The 21557-nt window shown below is 71.5% G+C and carries 24 protein-coding genes, 1 tRNA gene and 1 riboswitch; of the genes, 9 read left to right on the top strand and 16 right to left on the bottom strand.

Annotated elements, in window-relative coordinates:
* Window positions 1-163 precede the first annotated feature (163 nt).
* Window positions 164-2587 carry a transglycosylase domain-containing protein gene (locus ACZ4QV_RS07705; RefSeq protein ID WP_361144773.1) on the top strand — a complete coding sequence of 808 codons (2424 nt, stop codon included), beginning with the start codon at window positions 164-166 and terminating at the stop codon, window positions 2585-2587.
* Window positions 2588-2675: 88 nt separating this feature from the next.
* Here the strand turns inward: ACZ4QV_RS07705 and ACZ4QV_RS07710 are convergent, their stop codons facing one another.
* From ACZ4QV_RS07710 to ACZ4QV_RS07720, 3 genes are all read right to left on the bottom strand, one after another.
* Window positions 2676-2996 (bottom strand): DMT family transporter, encoded by a 321-nt coding sequence (locus tag ACZ4QV_RS07710; protein WP_073761238.1) that lies wholly within the window; start codon window positions 2994-2996, stop codon window positions 2676-2678.
* Window positions 2997-3030: 34 nt separating this feature from the next.
* Window positions 3031-3092: riboswitch (guanidine-III (ykkC-III) riboswitch) on the bottom strand.
* Window positions 3093-3168: 76 nt separating this feature from the next.
* Window positions 3169-3471, bottom strand: coding sequence for a GroES family chaperonin (locus tag ACZ4QV_RS07715; RefSeq protein ID WP_174856576.1), 303 nt, complete (start codon window positions 3469-3471; stop codon window positions 3169-3171).
* 89 nt (window positions 3472-3560) lie between these two features.
* On the bottom strand, window positions 3561-3881 hold the full coding sequence (locus tag ACZ4QV_RS07720; RefSeq protein ID WP_125046746.1) for a DUF3618 domain-containing protein: 321 nt from the start codon (window positions 3879-3881) through the stop codon (window positions 3561-3563).
* A 193-nt stretch (window positions 3882-4074) separates the two neighbouring features.
* Here ACZ4QV_RS07720 and bcp point away from each other — a divergent pair, with 193 nt between their 5' ends.
* Complete coding sequence (bcp, locus tag ACZ4QV_RS07725; RefSeq protein ID WP_361875920.1) at window positions 4075-4542, top strand: thioredoxin-dependent thiol peroxidase; 468 nt, start codon at window positions 4075-4077, stop codon at window positions 4540-4542.
* A 121-nt stretch (window positions 4543-4663) separates the two neighbouring features.
* Here bcp and ACZ4QV_RS07730 read toward each other — a convergent pair whose 3' ends face one another.
* Together ACZ4QV_RS07730 and ACZ4QV_RS07735 are read right to left on the bottom strand one after the other, a co-directional pair.
* The gene (locus ACZ4QV_RS07730; RefSeq protein ID WP_467762677.1) at window positions 4664-6034 is read right to left on the bottom strand and encodes a sensor histidine kinase; all 1371 of its coding nucleotides are present in this window, start codon (window positions 6032-6034) and stop codon (window positions 4664-4666) included.
* A complete protein-coding gene (locus ACZ4QV_RS07735) occupies window positions 6034-6540 on the bottom strand; it encodes a hypothetical protein (RefSeq protein WP_125046740.1) in 507 nt (168 codons plus the stop codon). Before ACZ4QV_RS07735 ends, ACZ4QV_RS07730 begins: the two co-directional genes overlap by 1 nt.
* A gap of 508 nt (window positions 6541-7048) precedes the next feature.
* Between ACZ4QV_RS07735 and ACZ4QV_RS07740 the strand changes: the two genes are divergently transcribed.
* The 4 genes from ACZ4QV_RS07740 (at window position 7049) to ACZ4QV_RS07755 (ending at window position 10346) form a co-directional block, all read left to right on the top strand.
* Window positions 7049-8587 (top strand): MFS transporter, encoded by a 1539-nt coding sequence (locus tag ACZ4QV_RS07740; RefSeq protein ID WP_467762678.1) that lies wholly within the window; start codon window positions 7049-7051, stop codon window positions 8585-8587.
* Between the two features lie 168 nt (window positions 8588-8755).
* Window positions 8756-9394: an HNH endonuclease gene (locus ACZ4QV_RS07745; protein WP_361614837.1), complete on the top strand. Its 639-nt coding sequence runs from the start codon at window positions 8756-8758 to the stop codon at window positions 9392-9394.
* Window positions 9391-10263, top strand: coding sequence for an HNH endonuclease signature motif containing protein (locus tag ACZ4QV_RS07750; protein WP_361144787.1), 873 nt, complete (start codon window positions 9391-9393; stop codon window positions 10261-10263). Before ACZ4QV_RS07745 ends, ACZ4QV_RS07750 begins: the two co-directional genes overlap by 4 nt.
* Before the next feature lie 7 nt (window positions 10264-10270).
* Window positions 10271-10346, top strand: a tRNA-Leu gene (locus tag ACZ4QV_RS07755).
* A gap of 96 nt (window positions 10347-10442) precedes the next feature.
* Here the strand turns inward: ACZ4QV_RS07755 and rdgB are convergent.
* The 5 genes from rdgB to ACZ4QV_RS07780 form a co-directional block, all read right to left on the bottom strand.
* Complete coding sequence (gene rdgB, locus ACZ4QV_RS07760; RefSeq protein ID WP_030023741.1) at window positions 10443-11045, bottom strand: RdgB/HAM1 family non-canonical purine NTP pyrophosphatase; 603 nt, start codon at window positions 11043-11045, stop codon at window positions 10443-10445.
* A 35-nt stretch (window positions 11046-11080) separates the two neighbouring features.
* Complete coding sequence (locus ACZ4QV_RS07765) at window positions 11081-11506, bottom strand: hypothetical protein (RefSeq protein WP_361144791.1); 426 nt, start codon at window positions 11504-11506, stop codon at window positions 11081-11083.
* A 212-nt stretch (window positions 11507-11718) separates the two neighbouring features.
* Entirely contained in the window at window positions 11719-11883 is a 165-nt protein-coding gene (locus tag ACZ4QV_RS07770; protein WP_361144794.1) for an SCO1431 family membrane protein, read from the bottom strand.
* Window positions 11884-12037: 154 nt separating this feature from the next.
* Window positions 12038-12769, bottom strand: a complete 732-nt coding sequence (rph, locus tag ACZ4QV_RS07775; protein ID WP_030023744.1) for a ribonuclease PH — start codon at window positions 12767-12769, stop codon at window positions 12038-12040.
* 190 nt (window positions 12770-12959) lie between these two features.
* Entirely contained in the window at window positions 12960-13193 is a 234-nt protein-coding gene (locus tag ACZ4QV_RS07780; RefSeq protein WP_003986022.1) for a PTS sugar transporter subunit IIB, read from the bottom strand.
* A gap of 243 nt (window positions 13194-13436) precedes the next feature.
* On the opposite strand from ACZ4QV_RS07780, the gene ACZ4QV_RS07785 reads away from it, so the two are divergent.
* Together ACZ4QV_RS07785 and ACZ4QV_RS07790 are read left to right on the top strand one after the other, a co-directional pair.
* Window positions 13437-14747, top strand: a complete 1311-nt coding sequence (locus ACZ4QV_RS07785) for a PTS transporter subunit EIIC (protein ID WP_361144798.1) — start codon at window positions 13437-13439, stop codon at window positions 14745-14747.
* A 375-nt stretch (window positions 14748-15122) separates the two neighbouring features.
* The gene (locus tag ACZ4QV_RS07790) at window positions 15123-16388 is read left to right on the top strand and encodes a PTS transporter subunit EIIC (RefSeq protein WP_361144801.1); all 1266 of its coding nucleotides are present in this window, start codon (window positions 15123-15125) and stop codon (window positions 16386-16388) included.
* A gap of 96 nt (window positions 16389-16484) precedes the next feature.
* On the opposite strand, the gene ACZ4QV_RS07795 is transcribed toward ACZ4QV_RS07790, so the two are convergent.
* Entirely contained in the window at window positions 16485-17237 is a 753-nt protein-coding gene (locus tag ACZ4QV_RS07795) for an MBL fold metallo-hydrolase (protein WP_361144804.1), read from the bottom strand.
* Window positions 17238-17599: 362 nt separating this feature from the next.
* On the opposite strand from ACZ4QV_RS07795, the gene ACZ4QV_RS07800 reads away from it, so the two are divergent.
* Window positions 17600-18109 (top strand): type II toxin-antitoxin system PemK/MazF family toxin, encoded by a 510-nt coding sequence (locus ACZ4QV_RS07800; RefSeq protein ID WP_467762679.1) that lies wholly within the window; start codon window positions 17600-17602, stop codon window positions 18107-18109.
* Between the two features lie 191 nt (window positions 18110-18300).
* Here the strand turns inward: ACZ4QV_RS07800 and ACZ4QV_RS07805 are convergent, their stop codons facing one another.
* From ACZ4QV_RS07805 to ACZ4QV_RS07825, 5 genes are all read right to left on the bottom strand, one after another.
* Window positions 18301-19251, bottom strand: coding sequence for a PLP-dependent cysteine synthase family protein (locus tag ACZ4QV_RS07805; protein ID WP_361144810.1), 951 nt, complete (start codon window positions 19249-19251; stop codon window positions 18301-18303).
* Complete coding sequence (locus tag ACZ4QV_RS07810) at window positions 19251-19556, bottom strand: MoaD/ThiS family protein (protein ID WP_361144812.1); 306 nt, start codon at window positions 19554-19556, stop codon at window positions 19251-19253. The genes ACZ4QV_RS07805 and ACZ4QV_RS07810 overlap by 1 nt, the downstream gene beginning before the upstream one ends.
* A 159-nt stretch (window positions 19557-19715) precedes the next feature.
* Window positions 19716-19829 carry a putative leader peptide gene (locus tag ACZ4QV_RS07815; protein ID WP_467762680.1) on the bottom strand — a complete coding sequence of 38 codons (114 nt, stop codon included), beginning with the start codon at window positions 19827-19829 and terminating at the stop codon, window positions 19716-19718.
* Window positions 19830-19929: 100 nt separating this feature from the next.
* Entirely contained in the window at window positions 19930-20742 is an 813-nt protein-coding gene (locus ACZ4QV_RS07820) for a hypothetical protein (RefSeq protein WP_361144817.1), read from the bottom strand.
* Entirely contained in the window at window positions 20739-21548 is an 810-nt protein-coding gene (locus tag ACZ4QV_RS07825; RefSeq protein WP_467762709.1) for an ABC transporter ATP-binding protein, read from the bottom strand. The genes ACZ4QV_RS07820 and ACZ4QV_RS07825 overlap by 4 nt, the downstream gene beginning before the upstream one ends.
* Window positions 21549-21557 lie beyond the last annotated feature (9 nt).

Genomic DNA, 21557 nt, shown 5'->3' on the forward strand with positions numbered 1-21557 from the left:
GGAGCGGTCACAGGTGCGCGCCGCCCCTCGTGGGTGAAGGGCTTGATGCGAGAGTTTCGTATCGGGCGACAGTTCCTTTTCCGGCTTAGAACGCGAATCGCCCGACACGTCACCGATCCGCCGCGGTACAACCCTCGGCGGCGGCCGAGGAGTCCATACAGACATGAGCGACGATCCGCAGCAGGACGGCAAGGCCGGCCCCCGCGTACCGAAGTGGGCCGCACGCTCCGAGTTGCCCGCGGCCGCCGACGGGGACGGCCCCCAGGAGGGACCGGCCGCCGGCCGGAAGGCCGAGACCGGCAAGGGCCGCCCCCGGCGCACCGGCTGGCGGCGCGCCCTGCCCACCTGGCGGATGGTGCTGGGCGGCTTCCTGCTCGTCCTGCTGCTGGTCGCGGGCGGCCTCGTCGCCGGGTACATGCTCGTCCCCATCCCCGCCGCCAACCGGGCCGCCCAGGCGCAGAGCAACGTCTACCTGTACGCCGACGGCAGCCAGATCGCCCGCGACGGCAAGGTCAACCGCGAGAACGTCCCGCTGAGCCAGGTCCCGAAGACCACCCAGGAAGCCGTCCTGGCCGCCGAGGACCGCGACTTCTACTCCGAGTCCGCCGTCGACCCCGTCGCCATGCTGCGCGCCGCGTGGAACACCGTCACCGGCAAGGGCAAGCAGTCCGGCTCCACCATCACCCAGCAGTACGTGAAGAACTACTACCTCGGCCAGGAACAGACCATCACCCGCAAGGCCAAGGAGTTCTTCATCGCCATCAAGCTGGACCGCGAGCGCAGCAAGTCCGAGATCCTGGAGGGCTACCTCAACACCAGCTACTACGGCCGCAACGCGTACGGCATCCAGGCCGCGGCCCAGGCGTACTACAGCAAGAACTCCGACCAGCTCACCACCGCCGAGGGCGCCTACCTCGCCACCCTGCTCAACGCGCCCAGCGCGTACGACGTCGCCACCCACCCGCAGAACCGGCAGCGCGCTCTGGACCGCTGGAACTACGTCCTGGACGGCATGGTCAAGAAGAAGTGGATCAGCGCGTCCGAACGGGCCGGGCTGACCTTTCCCACGCCCGGGAAGGCCAAGCCGCCCACCGGCCTGTCCGGACAGCGCGGCTACCTGGTCGAAGCGATCAAGGACTACCTGACCAACAACAAGATCATCGATGATCAGACGCTCGCGGCGGGCGGCTACCGCATCACCACCACCCTCGACAAGAAACGCCAGGACGCCCTGGTCGAGGCCGTCGACAAGAAGCTGATGCGGCAGCTCGGCACGTCCACGGCCGACCGTTACGTACGAGCCGGCGGCGCCTCCATCGACCCCGCCACCGGCAACGTCGTCGCCATGTACGGCGGCATCGACTACGCCAAGCAGTACGTCAACAGCGCCACCCGCCGCGACTACCAGGTCGGCTCCATCTTCAAGCCGATCGTCTTCACCTCCGCCGTCGCCAACGGCGCCGTCACCCAGGACGGCAACAAGATCACCCCGAACACGGTCTACGACGGCACCAACAAGCGCGAGGCGGTCAGCAACGGCCGGCGCGTCGGCTTCGCCCCCGAGAACGAGGACGGCCGCTCCTACGGGCCGATCACCGTCTCCACCGCCACCGACAAGTCCGTCAACGCCGTGTACGCCCAGATGGGTGTCGACGTCGGCCCGGAGAAGGTCAAGGAGACCGCCATCGACCTCGGCATCCCCAAGGACACGCCGAGCCTCGGCTCCTCCCAGGGCGCCATCTCGCTCGGCACCGCCACCCCCAGCGTGCTGGACATGACGCAGGTGTACGCCACCCTCGCCAACCACGGCAAGCAGCGCGCGTACAGCCTCGTCGGCAAGGCCACCAAGGGCGGCGAGACCGTCGAACTGCCGGACCGCGGCGAGAAGACCGCGGTGCCCCGCAACGCCGCCGACACCACCACCTCGATCCTCCGCAGCGTCATCGAGAGCCCCGGCGGCACCGGCTCGGCGGCCCGCGCCGTCGGACGGCCCGCGGCCGGCAAGACCGGCACGGCGGAGCAGGACAAGGCCGCCTGGTTCGCGGGCTACACCCCCGACCTGGCCACCGTCGTCGGCGTCCTGGGCCAGGACCCGGACACCGGCGCCCAGAAGCCGCTGTACGGGGCGGCGGGACAGGCCCGGATCAACGGCGGCGGCTTCCCCGCCGAGATCTGGGCCGCGTACACCGAAGCCGCCCTGGACGGCACACCGGCCAAGGACTTCGACCTGGACCTGGAGGCGGGCGCGAGCCAGGCCCCCAGCCGGGCACCGAGCACGCCCGGCGAGCAGCCGAGCACCAGCGAGGCACCGCCGAGCGACACGCCGCCGCCCAGCGGCCCGACCGGCACCCCGCCGACCAGCGGCCCCGGGCCCACCACGGCCCCCGGGCCCAGCTTCCCCACCTTCCCGACCGAGGAGCCGACCACCGCCCCCACCGACGACTGGCCCACCGTGGAGCCCCCCGCCGGGGGCGTCGAGGGCGGCATCAACGGCGGCCGGGGCGGCAGCGGCGGCGGCATGGGAGGCGGATACGACGGGGGGTACGGCGGGGCGTACGGCGGGTGGGAGAACTTCCCGGGGGCGTGACGGAGACCCGCCCGGGGGCGGGCGGACGCGGGCCGTACGCGGCGGGCGCGGACCGTGCGTACGGCCCGCGCCCGCCTGGCCTCCGGCGTCAGTGGCCGGACGTCATCTTCAGTCCCACCACCGCCACCAGCAGCAAGCAGATGAAGAAGATCCGCGCGGCGGTGGCGGGCTCACCGAGCACCAGCATGCCGACGACCGCGGCGCCGGCCGCGCCGATGCCGACCCAGACGCCGTAGGCGGTGCCGATCGGCAGGGTCCGGGCGGCGTACGAGAGCAGCATCATGCTGGCGACGATGCCCGCGCCGGTGAAGACGCTGGGCCACAGCCGGGTGAACCCGTCCGTGAACTTCATGCCGATCGACCAGCCGACTTCGAGCAGACCGGCGACGGCGAGCAGAATCCATGCCATGACGGCACCTCCGTGGAAAGCGAGCTTCTACAGGGGTGCGTCGTCTTGTCGTGACCCGGTACGGCGCGTCTCGTCGGGATGTCCCCGAGCCTAGCAAAAGGCGCACAAAACGGGCGGTGACGCCGGTCACCGCCCGTCCTCGCCCCGGTGCGGCCGCACGGCCGCAGATCCGCTACAGGTACAGCCCCGTCGCGTCCTCGGCGCCCTCCAGGCGCTCCGCCGCCACCGCGTGCAGGTCGCGCTCGCGCATCAGGACGTACGCGACGCCGCGCACCTCGACCTCGGCCCGGTCCTCCGGGTCGTACAGCACCCGGTCACCGGGCTCCACGGTCCGCACGTTCTGTCCCACCGCGACCACCTCGGCCCAGGCCAGCCGGCGGCCGACCGCCGCGGTGGCGGGAATGACGATGCCGCCGGTGGAACGGCGCTCGCCCTCGGCGATGTCGGTACGGACCAGCACCCGGTCGTGCAGCATCCGGATGGGCAGCTTGTCGTGGGTGTCCTTGGCGTTATTCGGGCTCACGGCACGACCGTACCTGTCCGCGCGCCCGCACAACGCCCGCCTCAGGAACGGCGCCGCTTGGAGCCCACCACGAGCAGCCCGACCACGGCCACACCGATCATCGCCAGCGGCACCACCCGCTCCAGACGGGGCGCGCCGTCCTCCGCCACCAACTGGGCGCGGATGTCCGAGACCGCGCGGTTGGCGGCCACGTACGCCCGCCCCGCCGTACGGTCCACGGCCGCCGCCGTCTTCGCCTTCGCGTCCCCCATGATCGTCTTCGGGTGCAGCCGCACACCGATCTCGTCCAGCGTCACGGCAAGCTCCTGCCGCCTGCGGACGATGTCCTTCTCGATCTGCGCAGGGGTCCTGGCTTCCGACACCGCGCTGCCTCCGGTCGTCTCGATCCGTATCCGTGCGGACAGTCTGTCAGCACCACGGCCCCGCCGCCCCACAGCACCCCCTTTTCGAGCGGCTCAGTAACCTCGGGGCGTAGCACGAACAGGGGCGCGACCCGCTCGCGCACCCGCCTTTCCCGTACCCGCACCCCGCGTGCCGCCCACCCCAAGGAGAGCCATGAGCGAGCGACTGCAGCCCGGCGACACCGCCCCCGCCTTCACCCTCCCCGACGCGGACGGCAAGCAGGTCTCGCTCGCCGACCACAAGGGCCGCAAGGTCATCGTGTACTTCTACCCGGCCGCGCTGACCCCCGGCTGCACCAAGCAGGCGTGCGACTTCACCGACAACCTCGACTTCCTGGCCGGGCACGGCTACGACGTCATCGGCATCTCCCCCGACAAGCCGGAGAAGCTCGCGAAGTTCCGCGAGAAGGAGGAACTGTCGGTCACCCTGCTGGGCGACCCCGACAAGCAGGTCCTGGAAGCCTACGGCGCGTACGGCGAGAAGAAGCTGTACGGCAAGGTCGTGACCGGCGTCATCCGCTCCACGGTGATCCTGGACGAGGAGGGCAAGGTCGAGCGTGCCCTGTACAACGTGAAGGCCACCGGCCACGTCGCCAAGATCATCAAGGATCTGGGGCTGTAGGCGGCCGACGGCGGCAGGCAGCGGCGGCGGCCGAGGGCTGACGGCAGGCAGTGAGGGACGGCCGGGACGGTACGTACGGCCGCCCTCGTCGTCTCTTCCGTCTCTCCCCTGACAGGGCGGCCTACGGGGCCGCCACCGCTCCCCGCTCCGCCGCCGGCACCCGCTCCGCCTCCCCCGGCCCGGCCGGCTCCGGCAGCTCCAGCACCGCCTCGGCGCCACCGCCCTCCGCCGTACCGAACACCAGCCGGCCGCCCAGCACCTCCGCCTGACCGGCCGCGATCGTCAGCCCCAGACCGTGCCCCGTACCGCGCTCCGGAGCCGCCGTACGGAACCGGCGCGGACCCTCCTCGCACAGCTCCGGCGGATACCCCGGCCCGTGGTCGCGCACGACGATCCGCACGCCCTCGACCCGTACCTCCACCGGCGGCGCGCCGTGCTTGGCCGCGTTCGCCAGCAGGTTGACCAGCACCCGCTCCACCCGGCGCCGGTCGGTCTCCACCACCCGCGCCGGACCCGCCACGACGATCTCGACACCCGTGAGGCCACGCACCCGCTCCGCCCGGCCCACGATCCCGCGCACCAGCGACGGCAGATCCACCGCGTCCAACTGCGCGGACTCCACGCCCGCGTCCAGCCGGGACACCTCCAGCAGGTCCTCGACCAGGTTGCGCATCGTCTGCGCCCGGTCCCGCACCAGCTCGACCGCCCGCTCGTGCGGCAGCAGCTCGGCCGCCGCGACCAGCCCCGCCACCGGCGTCCGCAGCTCGTGCGCCACGTCGGCGGTGAACTTGCGCTCCGCCTCCACCCGCGCCGCCAGCGACGTCGCCATGTGGTGCACCGAACGGCCCAGCTCCGCCACCTCGTCCCGGCCGCCCGCCGCCAGCGCGTCCGCGTCCGGCGGCTCACCCGCCGCGATCCGGCGCGCCGCGGCCGCGCTGTGCCGCAGCCGCCGCGACAGCCGCTGCGAGACGAACCACGACACACCGGCCATCAGCACCACCGTGCCGACACCCGCGATCACCAGGGCCCGGTCCAGCGCCTCCTGGGCCGGGTCGTTGTCCGGGAACGCCGCCGACACCGACAGCGTCCGCGGCTGCCCGCCGGAACCATCGTCACGGGAGTCACCGTCACCGGAACCGCCGTCACGGGAGCCGCCGTCACCGGACCCGCTGTCCCCGGAACCTCCGCCGACACCCGTCGCCGCCCACACCCGCGGATCCTCGCCCTGACTCACATACGTACCGGACTTCCCCTCGAAGACCGCCGCCCGCAACGGGCTCGGCAACGTCGCGTCGTCCAGCTGCGCGCCCAGCGCCAGCGTGCCGTCCCGCTCGTAGATCTGCAGCGCCGAACTGAGCCGGTCGTCCTGGTACGAGCGCGCCGAACGCTCCCGCTCCGCGTCCGCGATGTGGTGCACCGCGAACCCCAGCACCACCACCGCCAGCGCCGTCACACACGAAATGGCCAGGGCGATCCGGCCTCGGATCCCCATCACGCGAGGTTGTACATCTCCGTCGAGTCACCGAGCGGCGTCGAGCCCTCGTACGTCACCTCCAGACCCGTGAAGGCCCGCGCGCCGTCCACCGTCTTCGCCGCGTACAGCCGGAACGTCGCCGGGAAACCGGCGTCCGTACCCGCCCCCGCGGCGGCCTTCTCCACCTGCACCACGCCCTTGCCCTCGGCCTCCGCCGTGCCGTACCGGTGCCAGGTGATACCGGTCGCCACCATGCCCGCGTCCGCACACGTCAACGTGATGACCTGCGGCTTGATCTCCGGCTCGCCGAACCCGCAGTCCCGTACGCCGGGCAGCCCGCCGGTCGCCTTCCCGGCCGACTTCACGTCCTGCACCGCCGATGTCTTCGGCGCCGCGTCCACCGCCGACGCGCGGTCGGCCGCCTGGCTGAACCACACACCGCCGGCCGCCAGCGCGGTGACCGCGGCGAAGGTCGCCAGGGCGGTACGCCCGCTGAACCGGCGGGCACCTTCGCGGTCGGTCATGAACTTCTCCTTCCGGGGCGGCGGCCCCGTGCCGGCACAGTACGGGCCACCCCGTCCGAACGCCGCACGCGCGCCGGCGAGTGCGCCCCCGCGCACGACGACCAGGCACACGTACACGAGGTGTCCGCGGGGCGAACGGTTCGGAGCATAAGGGTGGTTTCGATACCCACACTCTCCCCTCCCCGCCACACGGGCTGATTGCCCGGACGCTTCGGTGACCACGCGGCTGTGTACCAGTTCTGTAACAGCGGTGGTCACAGGCCTGGCGAAAAGCAGCACGAAACCGGGAGGAACCGCTGCGCCGGACGGCGCAGACCACGTGACGTACATCGCGTTGTGGGGTCAGAGTGGTTTGAGTCGCGCTCCAGTGCGCAGGCGCACCTGTCGTACGACCACCTTTGTGATCACCGGCGACCGCCGACGGCCCACCCGGCCAGCAGGACGCCCCCGACCGCTGCGAAACCCTGCCGCGCATCGAGCGCGCTGACCGACCGAGAGGACTCGACTCGTGCCGACCGGCAGCACCGAAGCCGAACCCACGACCGACCGGGACCCTGCGGCGTTCAAACGCCACAGAAACCTGTTCCGCGCCGTCGCCCGCCGCCGGAACCCACGGTTGCGCCGCACCGACATCACGGTGACCGACGAGCGCGTCGTCAAACGCGCCGTGAAGGCCGCCGCGCTCGGCAACGCCATGGAATGGTTCGACTTCGGCATCTACAGCTACCTCGCGGTCACCATCGGAAAGGTGTTCTTCCCCGGCGGCAGCGACACGGTCAGCCTGCTGTCCTCCTTCGCCACCTTCGCCGTCGCCTTTCTCGTGAGGCCCATCGGCGGCGCGTTCTTCGGGCCGCTCGGCGACCGTGTCGGCCGCAAGAAGGTCCTCGCCCTCACCATGATCATGATGGCCGCGGGCACCCTGTGCATCGGCCTGATCCCCTCGTACGCCAGCATCGGTCTGTGGTCGCCCGTCCTGCTCATCCTCTTCCGCATGATCCAGGGCTTCTCCACCGGTGGTGAGTACGGCGGCGCCTCCACCTTCATCGCCGAGTACGCCCCCGACAAGAAGCGCGGCTTCTTCGGCAGCTTCCTGGAGATGGGCACCCTCGCCGGCTACACCGGCGCCGCCGGCCTGGTCCTGATCCTCAACACCACGCTCGGCTCCGAGACCATGCACGACTGGGGCTGGCGCATCCCCTTCCTCGTCGCCGGACCGCTCGGCCTCGTCGGCCTCTACCTGCGGATGAGGCTCGACGAGACCCCCGCCTTCCAGAAGCTGGAAGCCGCCCAGACCCACCACGGCGACGCCTCCGTCACCGAGACCGAGGCCGACTTCTCCCACCTCTCGGAGAACGCCCCCAAGAAGAAGCTCGGCGAGATCTTCTCGCAGCAGTGGCCGATGCTGATCCTGTGCATCGCGCTGGTCGGCGCGTACAACATCTGCCACTACATGCTGCTCTCCTACATGCCGACCTACCTGACCGACACCCTCCACTACGACGAGGCGCACGGTCTGCTGATCGTCATCGGCACCATGGTCGTCCTGATGTGCATCGTCAGCAGCGTCGGCAAACTCAACGACCGCTTCGGCCGCAAGCCCCTCCTGATGACCGGCATGCTCGGTTTCTTCCTCCTCTCCATCCCCGCCTTCCTGCTGGTCAAGCAGGGCAGCATGGCCGCGATCGTCCCCGGCATGCTGATCCTCGGCCTCTCCCTGGTCTGCCTCCTCGGCACCATGTCCGCCGCGCTCCCCGCCCTCTTCCCCACCAGCGTCCGCTACGGCTCCCTCTCCATCGGCTACAACCTCGCCGTCTCCCTCTTCGGCGGCACGACCCCCCTGGTCATCACCGCCCTCATGGACGGCTTCGGCGGCAACGACATGATCCCCGCCTACTACGCCATGGGCGCCGCCCTGGTCGGCGCCATCGCCGTCGCCTGCATGAAGGAAACCGCCCGACAGCCCCTGGAGGGCTCCCCGCCCGCGGTCGCCACCAAGGAGGAGGCCGTGGAAATGGTCACGTCCCAGTCCCCGGACCCGCGCTTCTGACCCCTCCGCGGACACCGCCTCGCGGCCCTCGCCCTGACCGGACGGGGGCCGCGGTCGTCTCTTCGGGGTTTTGGGCTGTTCGGCGTAACCGGGTGGGGGGTGGGGGCGTTGGGCAGTTCGAGGGCGCTACACACGACCGATATGCGCCACCGGGGGAAAGCGGGGCCCATGGGCACGAAGTACACGCGCGATCTGCTCATCGAGGCCGCGCTCGCATCGACGTCGTACGAGGAAGCCGCTCGCCACTGCGGAAGCACGCCGACTCGGAGCGTCCGGTGTTACCTCAGCCGCAAGATGGCCGAAGAGCGCATCGACACCTCCCACTTCACCTCCAAGACCGTCCGCCACACCGCAGCAGCACTCCGCGAAGCGGTGTCCCTGTCCCACAGCACCGCCGAGGTCGTACGCCGTCTCGGCATCCACCCGGTGGGCGGCAACCAGGCCCATATCGCCCGTCGCATCGCCGAACTGCATCTGGACACGTCCCACTTCACGGCCACGCACCCCAGGCGGCCGCCACGCCCGTTCACCGACCGGCTGGTCCTCGGGGCGCCGTCCGAGGGACGGCTGCCCGGCGACCGGCTGCGCAGAGCCTTGCTGCTGCGGGGCGTAAGGGAGCGGTGCGCGATGTGCGGCACGGGCCCGGAATGGAACGGCAAACCCTTGCGCCTGGAGGTCGATCACCGCAACGGCGACTGGTGGGACAACCGCCCGGCCAACCTGCGTCTGCTCTGCCCCAACTGCCACGCCGTCACGGACACCTACCGCGGCCGCAAACGGCGCGAGCCGAGCCGGCAGCGGCCGTGACAGCCCGTCGGCGGTACACCCGCGATCTGCTCGCCCGTACGGCCGCGGCGTCCACCGGCCCGGTGGACATGCTCCACCGCCTGGGCACGCCGCCGGGCAGCGCCACCCGTCGCTACCTGTGCCGTCGCCTGGCGCACTACGGCATCGACACCACGCACTTCGTCCGGGAGGAGCTGCCCCGGCGGCCTTCACAGACGTATGGCAGGGAACGCCTGGAGGAAGCTGCCGCACAGGCGCGAAGCATCCGCGACATCCTGGAGTACCTGGGCGTCGAGCCGTACGACAGCGCCTACAGCCACATCCGCAAGAAGCTGACCCGTTTCGGTGTCAGCACGGCACACTTCACCGGACGCGGCGCTCACGGGGAACTGCTGCCGCGCGACGACCTCATCGCTGCCGTGGCCGGTTCGAAGAGCCGGGCGGCGACGCTCCGGATGCTCGGCCGCCCCGTGAACAGCGCCTCCAGGCGACTCCTGGACCGGAGCATCACGGCCTACGGCCTGTCGACCGCGCACTTCACCGGACAGGGCCACGGACGCGGCCACCCCTCCCCGGCTCGCAGACCTGCCGACGACATCCTCCGGCGCCGTCCGGCGGGCTCCCGCCGGACGAAGACGTCCTTGCTGCGCCGTGCTCTGGACGACAAGGCAGTTCCGCGGCACTGCGGCGTCTGCGGTCTCGGCGACACCTGGCAGGGCAGACGGCTGGTCCTGGAGATCGACCACATCAACGGGGACCGGCTCGACGACCGCCTCGGCAATCTGCGGTATTTGTGCCCTTCGTGCCACAGCCAGACCTGCACGTTCGGACGGCGGACCGCCCGAACCGAAGATCGCCTGACGGCCGCGCGACCGGGCACAGTACAGTAGGCGCCGCGGGCCCGTACCCCAGCTGGCCAAGAGGGCGCCGGTTTAGGTCCGGTGTGTCGTGGGTTCGAGTCCCACCGGGCCCACAGCTATGCGGCAGCCGCCTCCTTCCCCGGAAAGAGGCGGCTGCCGCATGTGTGCGGTCGCAGGCGGGCTGCTGGACGTCGTGCCGCGGGCTGCCCTCAGCCCACCAACTCCCGAACCACCGGCACCAGCCCCCGGAACGCCTTGCCGCGATGGCTGATGGCGTTCTTCTCGTCGGCGGTCAGTTCGGCGCAGGTGCGGGTGTCGCCGAGGGGCTGAAGGATCGGGTCGTAGCCGAAGCCGCCGGTGCCGGCGGGGGTGTGGCGGAGGGTGCCTTCGAGGCGGCCCTCGACGACGCGTTCGGTGCCGTCGGGGAGGGCGAGGGCCGCGGCGCAGGCGAAGTGGGCGGCGCGGTGGCCGTCGGCGATGTCGGAGAGCTGGGCGAGGAGCAGGTCGAGGTTGGCCTGGTCGTCGCCGTGCCGGCCTGCCCAGCGGGCGGAGAAGATGCCGGGCGCGCCGCCGAGGACGTCGACGCAGAGGCCGGAGTCGTCGGCGACGGCCGGGTGGCCGGTGGCGCGGGCGAGGGCGTGGGCCTTGAGGAGGGCGTTCTCGGCGAAGGTGACGCCGGTTTCCTTGACGTCGGGGACGTCCGGGTAGGCGTCGGCGCCGACCAGTTCGACGTCGAGGTCGGCGGCGGCCAGGATGGCGCGGAGTTCGGTGACTTTGCCGGCGTTGCGGGTGGCGAGGATCAGGCGCTTCATGAGGCCCGATTATCCAGGTGCGGCGGCGGCTTCTCTCATCCCGTGGCGCAGCTCTTGGTGAGGGCGCCGGCCGCGTCGCCGAGTGCGGACAGGTCGGGGGTCCGGCCGTCGCGTACGGCGTCGTCGGCCTTGTCGAGGGCGTCGGTCAGGCTGCTGAGCGCCTTCTGGACGTCGGGGTCGTCCGTGGCTTTCTGGATCTTGCCGAGGTCCGCGTTGAGCCGGTCGATGGCGCGTTCGGCGTCCTGGGGGCTGTCGGCGGCGTTGCTCAGGTCCTGGTGGAGGGAGGCCAGGTCGTCGGCGAACGTCGTGGCGGTCTTGGCACAGCCGACGGCCTTCTCGACCGCTCCGCAGGCGGTGAGGAGCGGGACGGTCAGGGCGGCCGCCGCCAGCAGGACGGCGGTGGTGGCCGCCGGGCGGCGGTCCGCGGTGCGGCGGAGTGCGGTACGGCGGTGTAGAGCCATGGAACGGTCCTCCCCTGGGCGTGCCGTGCACAAGGGGCACGGGCGGTGCACCGGTCCTGATGCCGGTTCCGGTACCAGGGAGAACGCCGGTTGGCCGGCTTTGGTTGCCGGGGCCCGGGCGGATCCGGGGGCTCGGAGCGGGCCAAGGGGGCTCGGAGCGGACCAGGGGGCTCGGGGTGGGCCGGGGCGGTGCGGGGCGTGCGCCCCGCGTGTCACATGAGGCCGGTCTGGGTGAAGAGCATGGCCAGGACGATGACGAGGGTCCAGCCGACGAGGTGTTCCAGCAGGTCGGGGCCGTCCTTGGGCCCGCCGGTGCGGGTCCGGGAGGCGGTGGCGGGGGCGTCGGCTGCGGCGGCGGTGGCAGCGGAAGTGGACATGTGTTCCACGGTGCGCGGCGGGCCGCCGTTTTCCTAGAGACGCAGATCCCACGAGGGAAAGGTCACAGGGCGGGCCCGACGGAGCGGTGAGCGGCGCGCCGGCCCGCCGTCGCGGGGCCGGCGCGTCAAGAGGCTCGTACGGCGGCGGAGGCCGTCAGAGCGTGCGGGCGAGGGCCTCGCGCTGGGCGGCGTCCAGCGTCGAGCAGCCGGCGACGGCCAGGTCGAGGAGGGAGTTGAGTTCCTCGCGGGCGAAGGGTTCGGCTTCGGCGGTGCCCTGGACCTCGACGAAGCGGCCGTCGCCGGTGCAGACGACGTTCATGTCGGTCTCGGCGCGCACGTCCTCCTCGTAGCAGAGGTCGAGCAGGGGGACGCCGCCGACGATGCCGACGCTGACGGCGGAGACGGTGCCGACGAGCGGCTGGCGGCCGGCCTTGATGCTCTTCTTGGCCTGGGCCCAGGAGATCGCGTCGGCGAGGGCGACGTAGGCACCGGTGATGGCGGCGGTGCGGGTGCCGCCGTCGGCCTGGAGGACGTCGCAGTCCAGGACGACGGTGTTCTCGCCGAGGGCCTTGAAGTCGATGACGGCGCGCAGCGAGCGGCCGATGAGGCGGGAGATCTCGTGCGTACGGCCGCCGATCTTGCCGCGGACGGATTCGCGGTCGCCGCGGGTGTTGGTGGAGCGCGGCAGCATCGAGTACTCGGCGGTGACCCAGCCTTCGCCGCTGCCCTTGCGCCAGCGCGGGACGCCTTCGGTGAGGGAGGCGGTGCAGAAGACCTTGGTGTCGCCGAAGGAGATCAGTACGGAGCCTTCGGCGTGCTTGCTCCAGCCGCGTTCCATGGTGACGGGGCGGAGCTGGTCGGGGGTGCGGCCGTCGATTCGAGACATGGCCACGACCCTATCGGCTCGGTAGAGGGGCGCGTTCCGGATCGGGTGAGGTCGGGTCCCGGCGGTGGGACGTACGCGTACGGGCCCGTGCGGACACGTGCCGGAACCCGCGCGCGTACACGTGCCGAAGCCCCGGTCCGTCGCCCGGTGGGGCGGACGGCCGGGGCCCGGCGGGTGAGCGGTCAGCCGCTCACATCATGTCTTCGATCTCGGCGGCGATGGGGTCCGCGTCGGTGCCGATGACGACCTGGATGGCGGTGCCCATCTTGACGACGCCGTGCGCGCCGGCGGCCTTCAGCGCGGCCTCGTCGACGAGCGAGGGGTCGGCGACCTCGGTGCGCAGGCGGGTGATGCAGCCCTCGACCTCTTCGATGTTGTCGAGGCCGCCGAGCCCGGCGACGATCTTCTCAGCCTTGCTGGCCATGTCCACTCCTGCTTGTCTCGGCCACCGGCGGTCGGTGCCGCGCGGTGATCACACGGTAACGCACGTTCAGCCCAGTTACCCGGGCGTGTGCCCGTGCTCTGGCGAATGATGGCGACCACCCGGCAGCGCTTTTCCGGGGGCCCGAAACGCACCACTCCGAAACGCACCACAAGTGGTCTACACCATCAGTATGCGGCACGTACCGAGCCGGCCCGCTACGGACCGGCGGCCGGGAGGACGCGGATGAGCTCGAACGCGGCAGCGGCGGGAACGAAGAAACGGTCGACGGGCCTGTTCCAGGGCTTGCAGAAGATGGGGCGCAGCCTGCAGTTGCCCATCGCCGTGCTGCCGGCCGCGGGCATCCTGAACCGGCTGGGCCAGCCGGACGTCTTCGGTGCGGACGGTCTGGGCTGGGAGAACGTGGCGAAGGTGTTCGCGGGCGCGGGCGGCGCGCTGCTGGACTCCTCGCTGGGGCTGCCGCTGCTGTTCTGCGTCGGTGTGGCGATCGGGATGGCGAAGAAGGCGGACGGTTCGACGGCGCTCGCCGCGGTGGTCGGCTTTCTCGTCTATTACTCGGTGCTGCACCAGTTCCCGCAGGACTGTGCGGCGGGGGCGGCGTATGCGACGGCCGGGCAGTGGGGCGGGGTGTGTGTCGACGGGAGCGGCAAGGCCACTCCGGCGGAGTTCCAGAATCCGGGGGTCTTCGGCGGCATCGTGACGGGTTTCTTCGCCGCGTGGATCTGGCAGCGGTATCACCGGGTGAAGCTGGTGGACTGGCTGGGCTTCTTCAACGGGCGGCGGCTGGTGCCGATCGTGATGGCGTTCGTGGGGCTGCTCTTCGCCGCGCTGTGTCTGTGGGTGTGGCCGCCGATCGGTGACGCGCTGACAAGTTTCAGCAGGTGGCTGACGGATCTGGGCGCGACCGGTTCGGGCATCTTCGGTGTCGCCAACCGGGCGCTGCTGGTGATCGGGATGCATCAGTTCCTGAATACGTTCATGTGGTTCCAGTTCGGTGATTTCACCAAGCCGGACGGTACGTCGGTGCACGGTGACATCAACCGGTTCCTGGCGGGGGACCCGACGGCGGGGCAGTTCACCACGGGTTTCTTCCCGATCATGATGTTCGCGCTGCCGGCCGCGGCGCTGGCGATCACGCACTGCGCCAAGCCGCACCGCCGCAAGGAGATCGGCGGTCTGATGCTGTCGGTGGGGCTGACCTCGTTCGTCACGGGGGTGACCGAGCCGATCGAGTACTCGTTCCTGTTCGTCGCGCCGGTGCTGTACGGGATCCACGCCGTGCTGACGGGGGTGTCGATGGCGGTGAGCTGGGCGCTGGGCGTCAAGGACGGGTTCAGTTTCTCGGCCGGTCTGATCGACTACGTGATCAACTGGGGGCTGGCCACCAAACCGTGGTTGATCATTCCGATCGGTCTGTGTTTCGCGGCCGTCTATTACGCGCTGTTCCGCTTCGTGATCACCAAGTTCGACCTGCACACTCCGGGGCGTGAGCCGGAGGAGGTGGAGGAGGAGCTGACGAAGGAGAACACGAAGTAGGCGGGGTACGGCGGGGGCGCGGATGCGCGGTGCGGGCGCGCGGCCCGGGTGGTGTGCAGCGGGGCGGTGCGGGGCGAGGACCGTACGGGGGTCGCGGGGTGACGGGCAGTACCGGCGGTGCGGGCAGTACGGGCGGTATCGGGTGGTACGGGCACCGGGTCGAGGGGGCACGGTACGGAGTACGGCCCGGGCCGACCGGCCCCCGGAGCCGCGGCACTTGTAGGCCGCTCGGCTTGTGATCTAAACGTTGGGGAACAACGGATTCCTTTATGTGTGGGCGACATGCTAAGAATGGTCTAAACCACTGAGTGGTGTAGACCAAGCCGGCGGGCCGTCCCCCTTTCTCCGAGTGCCCGCCCCACCAGGAGGAATCCGATGAGTTCGGCCCCCGCCAAGGCGGCTCCCGAGAAAAAGCGTGGCGCCGGCGCCATGGCCGTCGCGCAGCGCATCGGCCGCAGCCTCATGCTGCCCATCGCGACGCTGCCCGCCGCGGCGCTCATGGTCCGGCTCGGCCAGCCGGACATGCTCGGCCGGGACTCGTTCCCCGCGTTCCTGAACAAGATCGCGGAGTTCATGGCCGCCGGCGGCGGCGCGCTCCTGGACAACATGCCGCTGCTGTTCGCCGTCGGTATCGCCATCGGCTTCGCCAAGAAGGCGGACGGCTCGACCGGCCTGGCCGCCGTCGTCGGCTACCTGGTCTTCAGCAAGGTGCTGGCGACGTTCGGCGACGACAGCCTCCCGAAGATCGCCAAGGTGGTGGACGGGAAGATAGTCGAGACGGCCGCGCCCGCCGACGCCAAGGTGCTCGGCGGCGTGGTCATGGGCATCGTGGTGGCCCTGCTCTACCAGCGCTACAGCCGCAAGAAGCTGCCGGACTGGCTCGGGTTCTTCAGCGGCCGCCGTCTGGTCCCGATCCTGTCGTCCTTCGCGGGCCTGGTCATCGGCATCGTCTTCGGCTACATCTGGCCGGTCCTGGGTGCCGGTCTGCACAACTTCGGTGAGTGGCTGGTCGGCTCCGGCGCGGTCGGCGCGGGCATCTTCGGTGTCGCCAACCGCGGTCTGATCGCGGTCGGCATGCACCACCTGCTGAACTCCTTCCCCTGGTTCCAGGCCGGTGACTTCGAGGGCAAGCACGGCGACATCGCCCGCTTCCTGCAGGGCGACCCGACCGCCGGCCAGTTCATGACCGGCTTCTTCCCGATCATGATGTTCGCGCTGCCCGCCGCCTGCCTGGCGATCGTGCACTGCGCCCGCCCCGAGCGCCGCAAGGTCGTCGGCGGCATGATGTTCTCGCTCGCGCTCACCGCCTTCGTCACCGGCGTGACCGAGCCGATCGAGTTCACGTTCATGTTCATCGCGCCGGTGCTGTACGCGGTGCACGCCGTCCTGACCGGTGTGTCGATGGCGCTGACCTGGGCGCTGGGCATGAAGGACGGCTTCGGCTTCTCGGCCGGCGCGATCGACTACCTGCTGAACCTGGGCATCGCGACCAAGCCGCTGATGCTCGCGGTGGTCGGCCTGTGCTTCGCCGCCCTGTACTACGTGATCTTCCGGTTCGCGATCACCAAGTTCAATCTCAAGACGCCGGGCCGTGAGTCCGACGAGGAGATCGCCGAGATGCAGAAGCTCGAAGGCAAGTAGGCCCCCGGCCGCGCCTGCGACAGCGGAAGGCCCCCGTGACCACCTGGTCGCGGGGGCCTTCCGCGTACGGCTCGGACGGGGCCTTCCGTGTACGCCTCAGATCTCGTACACCGCGCCCGCCTTGGCGACCTCGACCGGTCCTTCGAAGACCTCCTGCGCGTCGCGCAGGTTGATGCCCGGGTCGGTCCACGGCGGGATGTGGGTCAGGACCAGCCGTCCCGCGCGGGCGCGCGCGGCGTGCGCGCCGGCTTCGCGCCCGTTGAGGTGGAGGTCGGGGATGTCCTCCTTGCCGTGCGTGAAGGACGCCTCGCACAGGAAGAAGTCGGTGTCCTCGGCGAGGCCGTCCAGGGCGTCGCAGACTCCGGTGTCCCCGGAGTACGTCAGCGTCTTGCCCTCGTGTTCGATGCGGAAGCCGAACGCTTCGACGGGGTGGCTGACCAGGTCCGTACGGATGGTGAAGGGTCCGACGGCGAACGTGCCGGGGGTCAGCGTCCGGAAGTCGAAGACCTCGCTCATGGCCTGGTCGGTCGGCAGGTCCGCGTGCGCGGCGGTCAGCCGGCGTTCGGTGCCGGCCGGGCCGTACACGGGCATCGGCGCGCACCGGCCACCGTCGGGCCGGTAGTAGCGGACGACGAAGTATCCGCACAGGTCGATGCAGTGGTCGGCGTGCAGGTGGGACAGGAGTACGGCGTCGAGGTCGTAGAGACCGCAGTGGCGCTGCAGCTCGCCAAGGGCACCGTTGCCCATGTCGATGAGCAGCCTGAAGCCGTCGGCCTCCAAGAGGTAGCTCGAACAGGCCGATTCCGTGGAAGGGAACGACCCCGAGCAACCGACGACAGTGAGCTTCATGCGGGCGTGAACCTCCGTGGCTGGGGGCGGAGCGGCGGGTCCATGCGGGGCTTCGGCGGGGGCGTGCACAAGTCCCCGCCGGTCCTCGTCCGGCGGGCGTCGTGCCGGGTCCTGAGCGGTCATTGCGGTGCCCACGAGCGTAAGGCGCGAAAGGGCCGGTGGCTCCTCCGGCGGGGCGAGCTGTGGGCGGAATCACCAGTCCGGGTGGGTGTGTACAGGAGGGCGTTCCCTACCTGTCGTTCCCCGGTGCCGTACGCCTACACGACGCCCGTACGGCGGCGCCCTACTCCAGAGTACGGCCGTGCCGCCCGGCTGCCGGGCCGATACGGTCGGGCGGGGCCTGGAGCTTGGAGGGAACGGGTTTGGACGTCTCGGGGTGGTGGCCCGCGCTGGCCGTGGTGGCCGCGCTGGCGCTGGTGGCGGCGCTCGTCGACGGGCGGGCCCGCGCGCGGGGCGCGCGGAGGCGGCAGAGCGCTCGGTTCCGGCCAAGAGCGCGGGCCCGTGACCGTACGCGCCCCGGCGGCCGCCCCTCGCGGGTCACCGGGCCGGGCGGCGCCGGGACGCCGCGGGCGCGGGAGATCTGGTGGGCCCTGGTGCCGTACGAGGACGGGCCGGGCGCGAAGGACCGCCCGTGCCTGGTGCTGTCGGTGCGCGGCGGTACGGCGCACGTCGTGAAGATCACCAGTCGGCATCATCCGGACCGGCCGGGGAATCTCCCGCTGCCGCCCGGCGCGGTCGGGGACGGGCGGCGCCGGGCGAGCTTCCTGGAGACGGACGAACTGCGCGACGTGCCGCTACGGGACTTCCGCCGCCGGGCGGGGACGGTCGACGACGCCCTGTGGAAGCGGGTACGCCGCCTGACCGGGCGGTGAGGCGGCGGGGACGCGGCCCGTCCCGCCGTTCCCCGGGGACCTCGCCACGGGCCGCGCGGCCTTCCGGCCCCAGGGCCGTACAGCCCCTCGGAGCCGCACGGCCCTCAGCGCTGCACGTCCCTCGGACCCGCACGGGGCCCTCAGGACTGCACGGTCCTCGGACCAGCACGGGCCCTCAGAGCCTCAAGCCCTCACGCCCAGAGCTGTCCGTGCAGCGTCTCGATCGCGGCCTCGGTGGATGCGGCCGTGTAGACGCCGGTGGAGAGGTACTTCCAGCCGCCGTCGGCGACGACGAAGGCGATGTCGGCGGTCTGCCCGGCCTTGACGGCCTTGCGGGCCACGCCGATCGCCGCGTGCAGGGCGGCCCCTGTCGAGACGCCCGCGAAGATGCCTTCCTCGGCGAGGAGTTCGCGGGTGCGGCGGACGGCGTCCTCGGAGCCGACGGAGAAGCGGGTGGTGAGCACCGACTCGTCGTACAGCTCGGGCACGAAGCCCTCGTCGAGGTTGCGCAGCCCGTAGACCACGTCGTCGTAACGCGGTTCGGCGGCGACGATCTGTACGCCGGGGACGTGCTCGCGCAGGTAGCGGCCGACGCCCATGAGGGTGCCGGTGGTGCCCAGGCCGGCCACGAAGTGGGTGATGGACGGCAGGTCGGCGAGGATCTCCGGGCCGGTGGTGGCGTAGTGCGCGCCGGCGTTGTCGGGGTTGCCGTACTGGTAGAGCATCACCCAGTCGGGGTGCTCGGCGGCCAGCTCCTTGGCGACCCGTACGGCCGTGTTGGAGCCGCCGGCGGCGGGTGAGGAGACGATCTCCGCGCCCCACATGGCGAGCAGTTCACGCCGTTCGGAGGAGGTGTTCTCCGGCATGACGCAGACGATCCGGTAGCCCTTGAGCCTGGCCGCCATCGCCAGCGAGATGCCGGTGTTGCCCGAGGTGGGCTCCAGGATGGTGCAGCCGGGGGTGAGCCGGCCGTCCTTCTCCGCCTGCTCGATCATGTGGAGCGCGGGGCGGTCCTTGACCGAGCCGGTCGGGTTGCGGTCCTCCAGCTTGGCCCAGATGCGGACGTCGGCGGAGGGCGACAGCCGCGGCAGGCGGACCAGCGGGGTGTTGCCGACCGCCGCCAGCGGGGAGTCGTACCGCATCAGCGCTGTTCCCGGGGGTCGTCGGACATGCCCGAGCCGCCGGCCACGGCCGGGAGGATGGTGACGCTGTCGCCGTCGCTCAGCTCGGTGGAGATGCCGTTCAGGAAGCGCACGTCCTCGTCGTTGAGGTAGACGTTCACGAAGCGGCGCAGTTGCTCGCCGTCGACGAGGCGCTCCCGGATGCCGTTGTGGCGGCTCTCCAGGTCGGCGAAGAGGTCGGCGAGGGTCGCTCCGCTGCCTTCGACGGCCTTCTGGCCGTCGGTGTAGGTGCGGAGGATGGTCGGGATACGGACCTCGATGGCCATGGGAGCTCCTGTGGGAGGGCGTTGACGTGCGGGCGGGCGGGTGGGCGGCGCAGGCTCGGGGCGTGCGGCGCGGAGGCGCTGGGCGTGCGGAGGCGCGCTGCCGGGGCGCGCGGCATGGTGCGCGCGGGGGCCGCCGCGCGGCCGGTGGTTCCGGCGGCGTCAGGCGGCAGCGCGGATCGGACAGATGGCGCTGGCAAGGCGGCACAGGTCGACGTGCAGCCGCACCACAAGCAAAATGCCCGGCGTCTTCTCGCTCACGTCGTCAAAAACCATGCGGTCATCGTATCGATTCCCGGTCCGGGGACTGGAACCTCGTCTTGCGATGCGGACGCTCGGTGCACACCAGGTGGGACGCGGGCGGCGGCGGTACGGCTCAGGAGCGCGCCGCGTATGCCGCGATCCGCTCGTCCCTGCTGGTCAGGCAGCAACTGACGCAGCGTACGGCTTCGGCGCTCGTGTGGAAGAGGCAGCAGGTGCGGCGGAGGTAGACCAGGCGCGGGGAGCCGTCGCGACGTGTGACGGTGACCACATCGCCGAGGGCGGCGAGGCCGCCGGGTGCCCCGTCCAGGAAGGCGGCCCAGCGGCGGGCCAGCAGCGCCGGATCGGCGTGGGAGGCCCCGAGTGCGGTCGCGCAGCCGTGGGCCACTCCCCCGCGCAACTGCCGCAGTCCGGCCCGGGTGCGCTCCCGCAACGCGTCGGCCAGGGGCAGCAGGTGGCGTGTGAGGACGACGTGCTGAATCGTTTCGGCGCCCTCGCGCTGGGCCCGTTGGAGCGTCCCGGCGCCCGTCCCCGGCCCGTCCAGGATGCGGAACGTCCGCAGCCCGACCCCGGCGATGCCGTGCCCGGGGTCGGGCCGCAGCACGACGTTCTCCGGCCGTACGTCCAGGACGCGGCCGGTCAGCGCCCAGTGCAGGACGGCCGCCGCGGTGACCCGGCCCGCGTAGACCGCGATCAGGGTGAGGGCGGCGGCGTGGGCGGTGCGGTGGCCGCTGCCCTGGTGCTCGGTGTCCAGGAGGTGGGACAGTTCCGGGCCGTACGGGTCGAGCAGCCGGTCGGCCGCGAGCCAGCCGGGCTCGCCGTCGGGCGGGGTGCCGAGCCCGAGGCGGTAGCGGGGGCCGTGGGCGGCGAGGGCGGCGAGCGGCCCGCCCTGACCGCCGGTGGCGGCCCCCGTCTCGTACGCGCTCACCGCCGCCCCACCGCCCCCGGAGCCGCCGCCGTCCGCCCGTCCTCGGTCCCCGGCGGCAGGTACACCACCGTCGGCGCCCCGGTCACCGGATGCGTGCTGATCTCGGCGGCGACCCCGTACACGTCGGCCAGCAGGCCGGGGGTGAGGATCTCGTGCGGCGTCCCGTGGGCGACGACGCGGCCCTCGCGCAGCACGTACAGGCGGTCGCAGTAGTACGCGGCGAGGTTGAGGTCGTGCAGGGCGAGCAGGGTGCTGGTGCCGAGGGAGGTGACCAGGGAGAGGACGTCGAGCTGGTAGCGGATGTCGAGGTGGTTGGTCGGTTCGTCGAGGACGAGCAGGGACGGCTGCTGCACGAGCGCCCGCGCGACCAGGACGCGCTGTCGCTCACCGCCCGACAGCGCGGCGAAGGAACGGTGGTGCAGCGCCGCAACCCCCACCCGCTCCAGCGCCTCGTCGGTGCGCGCGGCGTCGTCCGCCGTGTCGGTCTCCCAGAAGCGCTTGTGCGGCGAACGGCCCATGGCGACGATCTCGCGCACGGTCAGTTCGAAGGTGCCGCTGCCGTCCTGCGGGACGGTGGCCACGCGCCGGGCCCGTTCCTTGGCGGAGAACCCGGCCAGGTCGCGGCCGTCCAGGGTGATCCGGCCGTGGGTGGGGGCCAGGGTGCCGTACACGCAGCGCAGCAGGGTGGTCTTGCCGCTGCCGTTGGGGCCGACCAGGCCCACCGTCTCGCCGGGCCCGACGTACAGGTCGGCGCCGTCGACGAGGTGGCGGCCGTCGATGCCGTACGACAGCCCTTCGGTCCGCAGTTCGGCGGG

The organism is Streptomyces sp. NPDC026394 (assembly GCF_055567735.1).